This window comes from Archangium minus (genome assembly GCF_044360475.1).
Taxonomy (GTDB): domain Bacteria; phylum Myxococcota; class Myxococcia; order Myxococcales; family Myxococcaceae; genus Archangium; species Archangium minus.
This window is the reverse complement of the sequence record NZ_CP043494.1, coordinates 12,270,965-12,285,977: the sequence shown is the minus strand read 5'-3', so window position 1 is coordinate 12,285,977 and position 15,013 is coordinate 12,270,965. Positions and strand designations below refer to the sequence as shown.

The 15,013-nt window shown below is 68.3% G+C and carries 8 protein-coding genes; 4 read left to right on the top strand and 4 right to left on the bottom strand.

Annotated elements, in window-relative coordinates:
• Positions 1 to 40: 40 nt before the first annotated feature.
• Together F0U60_RS50560 and cynR are read right to left on the bottom strand one after the other, a co-directional pair.
• Positions 41 to 1,882 carry an OmpA family protein gene (locus F0U60_RS50560; protein ID WP_395811714.1) on the bottom strand — a complete coding sequence of 614 codons (1,842 nt, stop codon included), beginning with the start codon at positions 1,880 to 1,882 and terminating at the stop codon, positions 41 to 43.
• Between the two features lie 201 nt (positions 1,883 to 2,083).
• Positions 2,084 to 2,971: a transcriptional regulator CynR gene (gene cynR / locus F0U60_RS50555; RefSeq protein ID WP_395811713.1), complete on the bottom strand. Its 888-nt coding sequence runs from the start codon at positions 2,969 to 2,971 to the stop codon at positions 2,084 to 2,086.
• A 99-nt stretch (positions 2,972 to 3,070) separates the two neighbouring features.
• Between cynR and F0U60_RS50550 the strand changes: the two genes are divergently transcribed.
• The 4 genes from F0U60_RS50550 (at position 3,071) to F0U60_RS50535 (ending at position 12,870) form a co-directional block, all read left to right on the top strand.
• Entirely contained in the window at positions 3,071 to 4,687 is a 1,617-nt protein-coding gene (locus tag F0U60_RS50550; RefSeq protein ID WP_395811712.1) for an acetolactate synthase large subunit, read from the top strand.
• A 14-nt stretch (positions 4,688 to 4,701) separates the two neighbouring features.
• Positions 4,702 to 6,135 (top strand): aldehyde dehydrogenase family protein, encoded by a 1,434-nt coding sequence (locus tag F0U60_RS50545; RefSeq protein WP_395811711.1) that lies wholly within the window; start codon positions 4,702 to 4,704, stop codon positions 6,133 to 6,135.
• A gap of 75 nt (positions 6,136 to 6,210) precedes the next feature.
• Positions 6,211 to 7,602, top strand: coding sequence for a cytochrome P450 (locus tag F0U60_RS50540; RefSeq protein ID WP_395811710.1), 1,392 nt, complete (start codon positions 6,211 to 6,213; stop codon positions 7,600 to 7,602).
• A 3-nt stretch (positions 7,603 to 7,605) separates the two neighbouring features.
• A complete protein-coding gene (locus F0U60_RS50535; protein WP_395811709.1) occupies positions 7,606 to 12,870 on the top strand; it encodes an AAA family ATPase in 5,265 nt (1,754 codons plus the stop codon).
• A 17-nt stretch (positions 12,871 to 12,887) separates the two neighbouring features.
• Here the strand turns inward: F0U60_RS50535 and F0U60_RS50530 are convergent, their stop codons facing one another.
• Together F0U60_RS50530 and F0U60_RS50525 are read right to left on the bottom strand one after the other, a co-directional pair.
• Entirely contained in the window at positions 12,888 to 14,363 is a 1,476-nt protein-coding gene (locus tag F0U60_RS50530) for a PLP-dependent aminotransferase family protein (RefSeq protein WP_395811708.1), read from the bottom strand.
• Positions 14,364 to 14,404: 41 nt separating this feature from the next.
• Entirely contained in the window at positions 14,405 to 14,872 is a 468-nt protein-coding gene (locus F0U60_RS50525; RefSeq protein WP_395811707.1) for a rhodanese-like domain-containing protein, read from the bottom strand.
• Positions 14,873 to 15,013: the final 141 nt, after the last annotated feature.

Sequence of the window (15,013 nt, the reverse complement as noted above, 5' to 3'; positions counted from 1 at the left end):
GGAGCGTTTCATTGACACACGTATCCATGGAATCTCTACCTCACTTCTCAATGGTGTCGGAGGGGTTGCCCTGCTTCGTCTCTACGCCATTGGCGTCCCCGACGATCTTGAACTCCACGCGACGGTTCTTCGCGCGGCCTTCCTTGGTGTCATTGCTGGCGATGGGCTGCGTCTGGCCGAAGCCCCTGGGCTCCAGGCGGTCGGCGGCCACGTTCTTGCCCTGGAGGTACTTCGCCACCGCGTTGGCACGGCGCTGCGACAGGTCCATGTTGTAGTCGGCCTTGCCCTGGTTGTCGGTGTGGCCCTCGATGCGCAGCTTCTCGATCTCCGGGTGCGAGTTGAGGACGGAGGCCACCGAGTCGAGCAGCTTGTAGCTGCGCGGGCTGATCACGTCCTGGTTGTTCTCGAAGAAGACGGACTCGAGCGTGCGGATCTGCCCCTCTGTGATCTCCACGCGCTGCTTCTCCTTGCAGCCCTTGTTCTTCTCGGTGCCCTTCTCGTCCGGGCAGTTGTCGAGCCGGTCGACGATGCCGTCGCCATCGCGATCCTTGTCGGGGCAGCCGCGGTTCTCCCTCGGACCCGCCTCATTGACGCAGGCGTCGCGCGCGTCGGTGACGCCGTCCTGGTCGTTGTCCGGATCGGGGCAGCCGTCCTCGTCCTGGAAGCCGTCCTTGTCCTCGGCCTCCTTTGGGCAGGCGTCCTTCGAGTCCGTGATGCCATCGCCGTCCGAGTCCGGGTCATCCGGGCAGCCGTCCTCATCCTGGTAGCCGTTGATGTTCTCCGCCTGGGCGGGGCAACGGTCGGCCCGGTTGAGGATGCCGTCCTTGTCGTCGTCGGTGTCGGGGCAGCCGTTGAGCTCGGCGAGGCCTTTCTCCGTCGGGCAGCGGTCGGCGGAGTTCTTCACACCGTCGCCGTCGGCGTCGAGGTCGGGGCACTGGGCCGGGTCGTGGGGCTTGCCCTCCACGCACCGGGCCGCCGCGGCGGTGTCAGGGGAGAAGGAGAAGCCCGCGAACACGCGGAAGTTCGGCGTGCCCGGCGTCTGTCCGAAGCCGGGGCCGCCCATGCCGTACACCTCCACGCCCTGGCCAAGGGGGGCGCGCAGGCCGAGCAGCACCTCCAGGGAGGCGGGCGTGCGGGCTGTGGGGTACGTGCCGCGCACCAGCAGCTCCTCCTTGAGGCCGAACAGGGCGGCGGAGACGTTGATGCCGCCATTCACCTCCAGGCCCAGCTCGTCCCGGGAGTCCACCCGTCCCTCGGAGAGCGGGTACGACTTGGTGCGGACGAGCGCGCCCACGTCGGCGCCCACGCGCCAGGAGTCGCCGATGCGCTTGCCGAGGCCCAGGCGCGGCGTGAAGACGAAGCCCTGGTCCCGTGTGAGGGCCTCCGCGCTGCCGAAGGGCAGCGCCGCGCCGAGGTGCACGCCGAGGTCCAGCGGTCCATCACGATTCTCAGAGAGGATGCCGGCGCGCGCCTGCAGCCAGGGCGTACCCAGCGCCAGGTTCGAGGGCGTCTCATAGCCCAGCCGCCCCGTCTCCGGGCCCCACTGGGACACCACGGGAATCTGCGCGCCCACCTCGAGCCAGTCCGTGAAGGCGTAGGCACCGCTCAGGTGCGCCGTCACGCGGTCGGAGATGATGGTGCCAATCTCCTTGTCATCCTGGAGAAGGACGAGCGGCTTGCGCTGATAGTGCATGGTGAAGGCGACGTTGTACTGCCCCTTCTGGAGCAGGTCGCCCGTGGACAGCACGAGGCTGTCGCGCGCACTGGGGTTGAGTTGCAGGCGCTCCAGCTCGAAGCTGGGGATGCTGGTCTGGGCCTGCGAGGTGAATGCCCAGAGGAGTGCGACTCCTCCCAGCAGCTGGTGATGCTTTCGTGAAAACAAGGTTTCCCTCCCACCCGCTTGCTCCGGTTCCGAAGCGGCCGCTCTCGAAGAGCGATGGATGTGACAAGCGTGATTGCAGGCTCCGGGCCACGGAGCCGCCGGGGGCTTCTAGAGGAAAGTGGGGTGTGCGCCAACCCTGAAGGCCTCGGGAAAAGAGCGTTTTGACGCGTCAATGGCTGGTTTGACACAAATGTTGACGCGTCAATCCTCCCCGGCATCCTTCGCCCTCTCACGCACCTCCGCCGCGAACAATTCCGCCGCGGGTGCACGGGGCGCGCCCTTGCGCCAGAGGAGTGCCGCGAGCTCGGACCGCGGCGCGGGGGTGAGCCGTTTCACCACCAACCGCTCGGCGTCGGCGAGCCGCGGCTCGGGGAGCACGGTAACGGCGAGGCCCGCGCGGACGATCGCGAGCACGGTGCCCACCGCGTTCGACTCCAGCGCGATGTGGGGGGCGAGCCGCATGGCGGAGAACCAGGCCTCCACGCGCGCCCGCACCCGCAGCCCGCGCGAGAGCAAGGCGAAGGGCTCCTCGGCGAGCTGCCGCGCTCCGACGGACTCCGCTCCCGCCAGCGGGTGCCCCCGGGCGACGACGAGCGCGAGCTTGCTGTCGAAGACGGGCTCCGCGTCGAGGTCGGGGAGGCGCGCGGGCGCATACGCCAGCCCCACGTCCAGCTTGCCATCCGCGAGCCGCCGCTCCACGCGTCGCACGATGGCTTCCTCGGCGCTCAGTGCCAGGCCCGGATGCCTGCGCAGCACGGCGGCGAGCGCGGGCACCACCACGCCGCGCATGCTGGGTGGGTAGCCGACTCGCAGCGTCCCCGTCGTCAGCCCGTGCAGCGCTCCCACCGCCCTTCGGCCGGCGTTGACGTCCTCCAGCGCGCGCGAGGCATAGGTGCGGAACAGCTCTCCCGCCTGCGTCAGCCGCACACCGCTGCGTGCGCGCTCGAAGAGCGGCGCGCCGAGCTCCTCCTCGAGCTGGCGGATCTGCTGCGACAGCGTGGGCTGAGACACGTGGAGGTGTCGCGCGGCACGGCCGAAGTGCAGCGTGTCAGCGACGGCGGAGAAGTAGCGGAGGTGGCGGAGCTCCATTCCTCCATCATAGGCAATGCCTATCGACTCCATGGGAACAAACGAATGGACGAATCGTGGGTCCCGTTTAGATTTCTCCTCGTCCCGGAGGAAATCCCCATGAAGGCATCGGATCTGTTTGTCAGAGCGCTGGAAGCGGAGGGCGTGCGCTGCGTCTTTGGACTCCCTGGAGAGGAGAACCTGGACATGCTCGAGTCCATGCGCGCCGCGGGCATGCGCTTCGTTGTCACGCGTCATGAGCAGGCCGCGGGCTTCATGGCTGCCACCTGGGGGCGGCTCACTGGGAGCGCGGGCGTGTGCCTCTCGACGCTAGGGCCTGGCGCGACCAACCTCGTGACGGCCGCGGCGTATGCTCAGCTCGGCGCCATGCCCATGGTGATGGTCACCGGGCAGAAGCCCATCAAGGTCAGCAAGCAGGGCCACTTCCAGATTGTCGACGTCGTGGGGATGATGCGGCCACTCACCAAGTTCACCCGCACGCTCGTCTCCTCGGAGCACATCCCCTCCGCGGTGCGCGAGGCCTTCCGCCGGGCCCAGGAGGAGCGCCCCGGCGCGACGCACCTGGAGCTGCCCGAGGACGTGGCGCGTGAGTCCACCGAGGCCGCGCCCATCGCGCCGCTCGCCCATCGCCGGCCCGTGGCGGATGAGGCCTCCATTGCTCAGGCGGTTGAGGCCATCGCCTCCGCTCGCCGCCCGTTGCTCATGATTGGCGCGGGCGCCAACCGCAAGCTCACCTCGGAGATGCTGCGCGTCTTCGTGGATCGCGTGGGCATTCCCTTCTTCAGCACTCAGATGGGTAAGGGCGTGGTGGATGAGACGCATCCGCTCTGGATGGGCACGGCGGCGCTCTCGGACGGGGACTACGTCCATCGTGCCATCGAGGCCTCGGACTGCATCATCAACGTGGGCCATGACGTCATCGAGAAGCCGCCCTTCGTCATGCGCGATGACCGCCGCACGGTGGTCCACTTGAACTTCTCGCCGGCCGAGGTGGACCCCGTGTACTTCCCTCGGGTGCAGGTGACGGGCGACATCGCCAACGCGGTGTGGCGCCTGGCGGAGGGCGTTGGCTCGCGTGCGCACTGGGACTTCTCGCCCTTCGAGGAGGCCCGCGCGGGGCTCGACGCGCAGCTCGCGCGTGGCACCGACGATGACCGCTTCCCCATCTACCCCGCGCGGCTCGTCGCCGAGGTGCGGCGCGCGATGCCGGATGACGGAATCGTGTGCCTGGACAACGGCATGTACAAGCTCTGGTTCGCTCGCTACTACCGCTGCCGCCGGCCCAACACGCTGCTGCTCGACAACGCGCTCGCGACCATGGGCGCGGGGCTCCCGTCCGCGATCGCGGCCAAGCTGGTCCACCCGCGACGCAAGGTGCTCGCGGTCTGTGGTGATGGCGGGTTCATGATGAACTCGCAGGAGCTGGAGACGGCGGTGCGCTTGCGGCTGGACCTGACGGTGGTCGTGGTGCGCGACGATGGCTACGGGATGATTCGTTGGAAGCAGGGGGAGATGGGGCTGCCGGACTATGGGATGGCGCTGGGCAACCCAGACTTCGTTCGTTACGCGGAGTCCTACGGCGCACGCGGACACCGCCCCACGAGCGCCACGGAGTTCGGTTCCACGCTCGCGCGCTGCCTGGAGTCGGGCGGCGTGCACGTCATCGACTTGCCTATCGACTACTCGGACAATGCGCGCGCGCTCGGCGCCGTGTGAAAGGGAGGAACGCCATGCTGGCTGAACGCTACCCGTATTACCTGGCCAACCGTCCGCGACAGCCCAACGCGGAGCTGGCTGTGACCGACAAGTACTCGGGCGAGGTCGTGACACACGTGGCGCTCGCGGACGCGGGCGCTGTGGAGGAGGCTATCGCCGCCGCCGTGCGAGCGACGGGCCCCATGCGGAGGCTGGCGCCGTATGCGCGGCAGGAGGTGCTCGAGCACTGTGTGCGCCGCTTCCGTGAGCGGGCCGAGGAGCTCGCGTTCGCGCTCTGCGTGGAGGCAGGCAAGCCCCTGCGTGACGCGCGGGGCGAGGTCACCCGGTTGATCGACACCTTCAAGGCGGCAGCCGAGGAGGCCGTGCGGATAGAAGGCGAGGTGCTGAACCTGGAGGTGTCGCGGCGCGCGGCCGGCTACCGAGGCTTCACTCAGCGCGTGCCCGTGGGCCCGTGCTCGTTCATCACCCCGTTCAACTTCCCGCTCAACCTGGTGGCGCACAAGGTGGCGCCGGCCATCGCCGCGGGCTGCCCGTTCGTGCTCAAGCCGTCGGATCGCACGCCCGTGAGCTCGATGATTCTTGCCGAGGTGCTCGCCGAGACGAACCTGCCCGAGGGAGCCTTCTCCGTCCTCCCGACGCGCCTCGAGGATGTGGGGCCCTTCATCGAGGACGACCGGCTGAAGCTGCTCTCGTTCACGGGCTCGGAGAAGGTGGGGTGGGAGCTCAAGGCACGCGCTGGCCGCAAGAAGGTGGTTCTGGAGCTGGGCGGCAACGCGGCCTGCGTGGTGGACCGAGACCAGGGCGACCGCCTGGACTTCATCGCGGACCGTGTGTCGCATGGCGCCTTCTTCCAGGCGGGGCAGAGCTGCATCTCGGTGCAGCGCGTGCTCGTGCACGAGGAGTTGTACGACGCGCTGCGTGAGCGGCTCGTCGCACGGGCGCGGGCGTTGCGCGCGGGGAATCCCCGGGATGAGGCCACCACGCTGGGTCCCATGATTGACGAGCCCGCTGCGCGGCGGCTGGAGGGGTGGATTCAGCGCGCGGTGGAGCGTGGGGCGCGTGTGCTGACCGGGGGAGGGCGGCGTGGTGCACTGCTCGAGGCCACCGTGCTGGAGGGCGTGCCCGCCGACGAGCCGCTGAGTGCGGAGGAGGCCTTCGGACCGGTCGTGTTGCTCCAGCCCTTCCGAGCGTTCGACGAGGCGCTCCGCGTGGTGAACGAGGGGCGCTATGGCTTGCAGGCGGGTCTCTTCACCAACGACTTGTCGAAGGCGATGCGCGCGTGGGACGAGCTGGAGGTGGGTGGCGTCGTCGTGGGCGACGTGCCGAGCTTCCGCGTCGACACGATGCCCTACGGAGGCGTGAAGGGCTCGGGGTTGGGGCGCGAGGGCGTGAAGTACGCCATCGAGGACATGACCGAGTTGCGGCTGCTCGTGCTTCGCCAGGAGTGAAGTCGCGACGCACGCTAGAGGAGAGGAGGGGTTGCACCCTCGGCCCCTCCCTCACGTCCCATTTGGGCTTCCTGTATGATCGGACCTCATGGGCTGTGCCCCCAACAGCCCGGAGACATCGACATGACGCACCAGGTGGATGCTAGCTCCCCATCTCCTGAAAACCTCCCCCTCCCGCCTGGAAAGTCTGGCCTCCCGTTACTCGGGGAGACGCTGGAGTATCTGCGCTCCAGCCGGGCCTTCATCCAGCGCCGGCACAGTCAGTACGGCCCCGTCTTCCGGTCTCACGTGCTGGGGTCGCCCACCGCGTTCCTGCTCGGCCCGGAGGCCATCCAGTGGATCTTCGCGGGCGAGGGCAAGTACCTGAAGAACCGCTGGACTCCTGGAATCCGCCAGCTGCTCGGGGCGCACTGCCTCTCGATGATCGAAGGCGAGGAGCATCTGGAGCGGCGCCGCCTGCTCGCGCCCCACTTCAGCTACGCGACGATGCGCGGGTTCGTGCCCTCCATCGAGTCGCTCGCCACGCGGCACTTCGAACGCTGGGCGGCGCTCCCGGGTGACTTCACCCTGTGGCCGGCCATGCGGGAGCTGGCCTTTGAGATCGCCCTGGCGCTCATCTTCGGGCAGGACACCGTGGACGTGCCGTTCCTGATGCGCCACTTCAAGGCCTGGACGGCGGGACTCTTCTCTCCCCTTACGGTGAACCTGCCCTGGACGACGTTCGGTCGGGCGCTCGCCGCGAAGAAGGCGATGGTCGGCTATCTGGACAAGGTGGTCGCCGAGCGGCAGACGCGGACCGAGCAACCGCCGGATCTGCTGGGCTCGCTCCTCCAGAGCCGTGACGAAGGGGGCGCCCCCCTGACGCGCGAGACGATCGTCGAGGAGCTGCAACTGCTCCTCTTCGCCGGGCACGACACCACCGTCACCGCCACCGCCAACCTCATGCTGCTGCTGGCCCAACACCCGGACGTGCTCCAGCGCGGCCGCGAGGCGGTCGCGGGCCTGAATGGCCCCCTCACGCTGGATGCGCTGCGGGCGATGCCCTACCTCGCCCAGCTCATCAACGAGGGGATGCGCCGCATTCCACCCATTGGGGGGGCCTTTCGCGTCACCACTCAGGACGTGGTCTTCAAGGGCTTCCGCATCCCCAAGGGCTGGATGGTGCCCGTCAGCATCAGGGCCGCGCACGCGGGCTCGAACTGGCCGGATCCGGACCGGTTCGACCCCGACCGCTTCGGCTCCGAGCGCACCGAACAGAAGAAGCCAGGCGCGTTCATTCCCTTCGGTGGCGGGCCGCGCATCTGCCTGGGCCAGCACTTCGCGATGGTGGAGATGAGCGTGATGCTGACGTTGTTGCTGAAGCACTACGCGTGGGAGCTCGTGCCGGGGCAGGATCTCGAATACCTCCTGGTCCCCTTCCCCCAACCCAAGAGCGGCATCCAGCTTCGGTTTCGCCGCCTGGGTTGAGTGATGCTCGACCTGCCAGGGTACAAACTGCTCGGTACGCTCCGAGCCACGAGCTCGAACGTGCTCTTCCAGGCGGTGCGTGAGTCGGATGGCCTGCCGGTCATCATCAAGACTCCCGCGACGGCCGTCTCGGGCCCGCGTGAGCGCGAGCGCTATCGCAGGGAGTACGGCATCCTGCAACGGCTGCGGGATGTGAGTGGGGTAGTCCGAAGCTATTCCCACGAGCAGGTCCTCGAGCGTCCGGTGCTCCTGATGGAGGAGGTGCGCGGAGCGCCCCTGTCCGAGCTCGTGGGCCAGCCCCTGGAGGTGTCGCGCTTCCTGGAGCTGGCCATCTCCCTGGCGGAGAACCTCGCGGAGATCCACCGCCATGGCGTCATCCACAAGGACATCAAGCCCGCGAACATCATCGCCGAGCCGGAGGGCGGAACCCGCCTCATCGATTTCGGGGTGGCCACGTTGCAGCGGGTGGAGCACCTGGAGGCGGCACCGGCGGACCTGATTGAAGGGACGCTGGCGTACATGTCGCCGGAGCAGACCGGGCGGATGAACCGGTTGGTGGACTACCGCACGGACCTGTATTCGCTGGGGGTGACGTTCTACGAGCTGCTGACGGGAAGCCGGCCCTTCCAAGGGCGGGATGCGCTCGAGTGGTTCCACGCGCACATGGCCCAGCACCCGAAGCCGCCTCACGAGCTTCTCCCGACCATTCCCCTGGCCCTGTCGGCCATCGTGATGAGGCTGTTGGCCAAGACGGCCGAGGAGCGCTACCAGAGCGCCGAGGGGCTGAAGGCCGATCTGGAGCAGTGCCGCGGAGGGATGCTCGAGGTGTTCCCGTTGGGGACTCGGGACATCCCCCGGCGGCTCTCTCTGCCGCAGCGGCTGTATGGACGCGAGGCCCAGGTGTCCACGCTGCTGGCGGGCTTCGGGCGGGTCGTCCACGGAGGACAGGCGGAGCTGATGCTGGTGCGCGGCTACTCGGGCATCGGCAAGTCGTCACTGGTGCAGGAGCTGCACAAGCCGGTGGTGCAACGGCGAGGCTTCTTCCTGAGTGGGAAGTTCGAGCAGTTCCAGCGAGACATTCCGTACGCGACCCTGGCGCGGGCGATTCAAGGGCTGGTGCAGCAGTTGCTGGCGGGCAGCGACGAGGAGCTGGCCCAGAGGCGTGAGCGTCTTCAGGCGGCCTGGGGGGACCAGGGCCAGCGCATGGTGGAGCTCGTTCCCCAGCTGGAGCTCATCGCGGGCAGCCAACCTCCCATGGAGGCGCTGCCGCCCGCCGAGACGCGCAACCGCTTCAATCAGGTGTTCCTGAAGTTCCTCGGGGTGTTCGCCACGCGGGAGCACCCGCTGGTGTTGTTCCTGGATGACCTGCAGTGGGCGGACGCGGCCAGTCTGCAATTGTTGCAGCACCTGCTCACCCACCCGGAGGCGCCGCCCCTGTTGCTCATCGGGGCCTACCGGGACAACGAGGTCAGCCTCTCCCATCCGTTGATGCTGTCCCTGGAGGCGGTGCGCAAGTCGGGCGCGCGCGTGACGGACATCCAGCTGGAGCCACTGAGCCTGGAGCAGGTGGAGCAGCTGGTGGCGGATGCGCTGCCAGGGGCGGAGCGGGAGGTGGTGGAGCCGCTGTCCGCGCTGGTGAGGGAGAAGACGGGCGGCAACCCGTTCTTCCTCAACCAGCTCTTGCTGGCGTTGGACCAGGACGGGCTGCTGGTGCGCACGCCGGAGGGAGGGTGGCGGTGGGACGTGGAGGGCGTCCGGGCGACGGGGTACTCGGACAACGTGGTGGACTTCCTGGTGGGCAAGCTGCGCCAGCTGCCCAGGGAGGTGCAGCGCCTGCTGCAACTGGCCGCGTGCGTGGGCAACGTCTTCTCCCTGTCCATGTTGAGCACCCTCTCGGAGTTGAGAGACGTGGGCGAGGTGGAGCAGGGGTTGGGGCCCGCGCTGCAGGAGGGCCTGGTGATGCGGGGAGGCCCGGAGCAGTACCGCTTCCTGCATGATCGCATCCACCAGGCGGCCCATGCGCTCATCTCGGAGGAGGAGCAGAAGGCCATCCACCTGCGCATTGGCCGGGCAATGCTGGCGGGGCTCTCTCCCGAAGAACAGAGGGAGAAGCTCTTCGATGTGGTGAGCCAGCTCAACGCCGGGGCGGAGCTCATCCAGGAGCCCGAAGAGCGTCACCAGCTGGCGAGGCTGAATGCGGAGGCGGGAGCGAAGGCGATGGCGTCCATCGCGCATCGTCCCGCCATCACCTATTTCGCGAAGGCGTTCGCGCTCATCCCGGGAGACCCGTGGGAGACGGACGAGGCGCTGGCCTTCAAGGTGAGGCGCGAGTGGGCGACGTGCGAGCTCATGTGTGGCAACTCCGCCGAGACGAGCCGTCTGGCGGAGGAGCTCCTCTCTCGAGCACGTACCCACTCGGACATGGCGGATGCCTACCGCTTGAAGAATGACACCCTGGTGGGCGGAGGGCGACTCCAGGAGGCCTCCGCCTGCATGTTGGAGTTCCTGGAGCGGCTGGGCATGGCGCTCCCCTCGAATCCCTCACAGGAGGAGGCAACCGCCGCCTATGAGGAGGTGTGGGCGCTGATCGGAGAGCGCCCCATCGAGAGCCTCGTCGACCTTCCACTCATGACCGATCCGGACATGAAGCTGACGATGGGGGCCCTCCATTCGCTCTTCTCGTCCTCGTTCTTCATCAATCCCCACCTGCTCATCGTCAACCTGTGCCGGATGGTCTCCCTCACCCTACGTCACGGCTTCACGGCGCACTCCGTGACGGGCTTCAGTTGGCTGGGGTTGATGTCCGGTGTCTCCTTCAATCGGTACCGGGAGGGCTATGCGCTGGGGGTGCTCGCCCGCGAATTCGTCGAGCGCTACAGCCTGTCCGCTCTCCGGGGGAGGCTCCTCTTCAGCCTGCAGTTCATCAGCTACTGGAGCCAACCCCTCTCCGTGGCACAGGACATCGTCCTCGGCGCCTTCCACCACGCGGTCCAGATGGGGGACTTCCAACCGGCTTGCTACTGCAGCTCGTCCATCCTCTTGAACCGCATCGCCATGGGGCACAACCTGGATGATGTCTACCAGGAGTCGCTCGTGCGAGCCGACTTCGCGCGCAAGGTCGGGGTCGTGGATGCGCGGGACGTGATCCTCCTCTATCAGCGCTACGTGCAGCAGATGCGCGGGCGCTCGTTCGCGTTCGACACGCTGAGCGGAGAGGGCTTCGACGAAAAGGAGTTCGAGGCGTCCTTGTCGTCCGCGCGCATGGGCGTCCTGCGGAGCGCCTATTGGGTTACCAAGCTCAGGTCCCGCTTCATGTGTGGCGCCTACGAGGAAGCGCTCGAAGCAGCGGACAAGGTGGCCGGGCTCATCTGGGTCATGAAGGGAAGCATCAACATCCTGGACTTCCACCTCTACCGGGCCCTGTCACTGGCCGCGAGCTTCGAGGCCCGGCCGGAGGAGGCGCGGGGGGAGCTCCTCGAGTCCCTCCAGCGGCACCATGTGCAGCTCGCGCAGTGGGCGGAGAGCTGCCCCGAGACCTTCCGTGCTCCGGAGCGGATGGTGTTCGCGGAGCTGGCCCGTCTCAAGGGGCGGCCGGATGAGGCGAGCCCCGCTTATGAAGAGGCCATCGATGCGGCCCGCGAGAACGGCTTCCTCCAGTATCTCGGCATCGCGGCGGAGCTCGCGGCGAACTTCTGGCGGACGCGGCGGGCTCGGACGGCCGCCCTCTGCTTCGCGCGCGATGCCCGGGCGGCCTACGTGGAGTGGGGTGCCCAGGGCAAGGTCCGGCACCTGGACTCCCGCTGGCCAGGCCTTGCGCCGCTGCGGGTCATCCCTGAGGACGAGACCCTCCGCACCGAGGTGACCACCAGTACGGACTCGACGCAGATCGACGCACTCACGCTGGTGAAGGCACAGCAGGCCATCTCCGGGGAGATCGTCCTGGAGCGGCTGGCGAACACCCTGATGCAGGTGGTCATCGAGAACGCCGGCGCTCAGCGGGGCGCCCTGCTGCTGCCGAAGGGGGATTTTCTCTCGGTCGCGGCCGTCTCAGGCGCCTCTCCAGACGGGGAGCTGCCGTGGACGCTCATCACCTACGTCAAACGGACCCACGAGCAGGTGCGCATCGACGATGCCTCCCAGCCCCATCCGTTCTCGTCCGACGAGTATTTGCGGCGCGGTGGAGTCCGCTCCGTGCTGTGCCTGCCGCTGATGAGACAGGAGGTGTTCTCCGGGGTGCTGTACCTGGAGAACAACCTGGCCACCAACGCCTTCAGCCCGGAGCGCCTCTTCCTGTTGAGTCACCTCGCCTCGCAGGCGGCCATCTCCCTCGAGAACGCGCGGCTGTACACGGAGGTTCGGATCGCCGAGGCGGCCCTGCGCCGGGCCAACGACGATCTGGAGCGGCGGGTGGACGAGCGCACGCGCGCGTTGAAGGAGGCGCAGGCCCGGCTGGTGGACATGGCCCGCGAGGTGGGCATGACGGAGGTGGCCTCCAACGTGCTGCACAACGTGGGCAACGTCCTCACCAGCGCCGTCATCAACATCGAGCTGATGCGAAGGGCCGTGGGCTCCTCCCGTGTGAACCGGGTGAAGCAGGCCGCGGGCCTGCTCCTGGAGCACCGCGGCGACCTGGCGAACTTCCTCTCCGAGAACTCGCGAGGCAGCCAGCTCCCGGAGTACCTCGCCGAGCTGTCCGACGAGCTGCTGCGCGAGCAGGAGAAGCTGATGGAGGACGTGGAGGCGATGGCTCGGCACATTGAGCACATCCGCGCCGTCGTCCAGGTGCAGCAGACCTACGCCAAGACCTCGCTCATGGAGGTGGAGTGCGATCTGGCACAGCTGGTGGATGACGCCCTGCGCATCCAGCTGGGCTCGCTCAAGCGCCACGGCGTCTCCGTCATCCGCGAGTTGTCGGCAGTGCCGAAGCTGCAGGTGGACAAGCACAAGGTGTTGCAGATCCTCATCAACCTGCTGAGCAACGCGAGGAACGCGCTGGACGTGCTGCCCGAGGGGCAGCGGCTGCTGCGCGTACGGCTTGTCTTGGAGGGAAGGCAGGCTCGCATCCAGGTGGTGGACAACGGCATGGGGATAGCGCCGGAGGTGCGCGAGAAGCTCTTCACGCACGGCTTCACCACACGCAAGGACGGCCACGGCTTCGGCTTGCACGCGAGCGCGCTGGCCGCGCAGTTGATGGGAGGGCGCCTCACGCTGGAGAGCCAGGGCCCAGGCAAGGGCGCCACGGCCACCCTGGAGCTCCCACTCCCCTGAAGCACGGTGGGGCGGAGTCAGAGCAGCGACGCCAGGGAGGCTGCCGCGGACCGGAGTGCGGCGGGGTCCACGCCGGAGAAGCCCAGCACGAGCCCGCTTGAGCGCTTCGTTCCCAGGTAATGTGCGGAGAGGGGACGCGTGTCCAGGCCTCGGCTCGCGGCTCGTTGGACGAGCGCCACGTCATCCGCGCGGCCCGCCAGCTTCACCGTGACATGCATGCCCGCTTCGACGGAGCCCACCGGCTGGAGGCTGTTCCCGGCCTCGCGGCGGAGCGCATCCAGCAGGGCCTGCCTCCGTTCGGCGTACAGTAGCCGCATCTGCCGCAGGTGCGCGGTGAAGTGGCCGCGCTCCATGAAGTCGGCCATGGCGGCCTGGGACAGCAGGGCGGTATGTCCGTCCGCCAGGGACTTGGCGCGAAGGAAGGGCTCGACGAGCGGCTCCGGCACCACGAGGTAGGCCAGCCGCAGCGAGGGGAACATCACCTTGTTGAAGGTGCCCACGTACAGCACGCGACCCGTGTCACCCAACCCTTGCAGCGCGGCGATGGGCCGCGACGTGTAGCGGAACTCGCTGTCGTAGTCGTCCTCCACCACCCATGCGCCCGAGGCCCGAGCCCATTCCAGCAGGGCCAGCCGGCGCGCGAGGCTCATCGTGAGGCCGAGCGGGTACTGGTAGGACGGTGTCACATAGGCCAGCCGTGCCTTGGGTGCTCGAGAGAGGCCCTCGTCCACCCGCAGCCCTTCCTCGTCCACGGGCACGGGGATGAGCCGTGCGCCCGTCGCGGAGAAGGCGGTGCGCGCGCCCAGGTAACCGGGCTCTTCCATCCACACCGCGTCGCCCTCCTCCAGCAGCAGGCGCGCCACCAAATCCAACGCCTGCTGCGTGCTGGTGACGATGAGCACCTGCCGCCAGTCGCAACGCACCCCGCGCGACGTCCCCACGTGCGCGGCCACCGCCTCACGCAGCGGGCGCCAACCGGCCGTCTCTCCGTAGCTCAGCAACTGCGTGCCCGTCTGCCGGCTCTGGCGCTGGAGCGAGCGCCGCCAGAGGGAGAGCGGGAAGGCGTCCAGCGCGGGCATGCACGGGGTGAGGGGAAGCAGGCCGCTGGGCGCCGCCGACAGTGGCAGCTCCGCGACCCGTCGGCCTCGCGCGCGCAGCGGTGGGGCGAGCTCGGCTCGGCCTGTGGGGGCGCGAACCGGTCCATCCGGAGGCCGGACATGCTCGGGCAGGGCCACCACCGAGCCAGAGCCCACGCGCCGCTCCAGCAGCCCCTCCGCGTCGAGCTGGGCGAAGGCCTGCTCCACGGTGTTGCGGGACACCCCCAGGTTGGCCGCCAGCGTCCGAGTGGAGGGCAACCGGCTTCGGGGCGGTATCACGCCTGTGAGGATGGCCTGACGCAGGCGCTCGTAGAGCTGACGGTGCAGCGGTCCCTGCTCCTGGCGCAACCCCGGGAGGTGCGGAGGGAACAGCTTGGCGGGCACTCCTCGCGGCATGGGCTCGCAGCCTACCTCGCCCACCAGGTACGGGGAGTCCCTTAGAGTTCGCCCTTGGCGCCGAAGACGGGGACGCCCTGGGGGAGCGTGCCCTCGGTGGGGCAGCCCTCCTTCACCCAGTATTCGATGCCGCCCAGAAGCTCCTTCACTCGGAAGCCCAGCGCGGCGAAGCGGACCGCGGCCTTGGTGGCGCCGTTGCAGGCCGGGCTCCAGCAGTAGACGATGATGACGTCGTCCTTGGAGAGCGCCGCCGTCGTCTCGGCGGAGACGGTGCGGCCCGGGATGTTGAGCGCTCCGGGGATGTGCCGGCGCGCGTAGGCCTCGGGCGAGCGAGTGTCCACCACGACGAACCCCTTCCGGCCGCGCTCCAGGTCGAGCCTCAGGTCGGCGGGATCCGTCTCCACTGACAGTTTCGCGAGGAAGTGCTGCCGCGCGGCCTCGGGCGTGGCGGCGGGTGTTTCGAGAACAAAGGAGAAATGTGGCTCGGTGGACGGCGACGCGGGACGCATGGTGTGACTCCGGGGATGAAGGAATGAACGTGGCGGAGTATGGGAATGAAGTGGTCCTCTCAAAAGAGCCATTTCCGTCCCGTGGCAGATACCATTGGAGGCAAACCCCCAATCCCTGGGCTGTACCCGGCGAGCGAATCA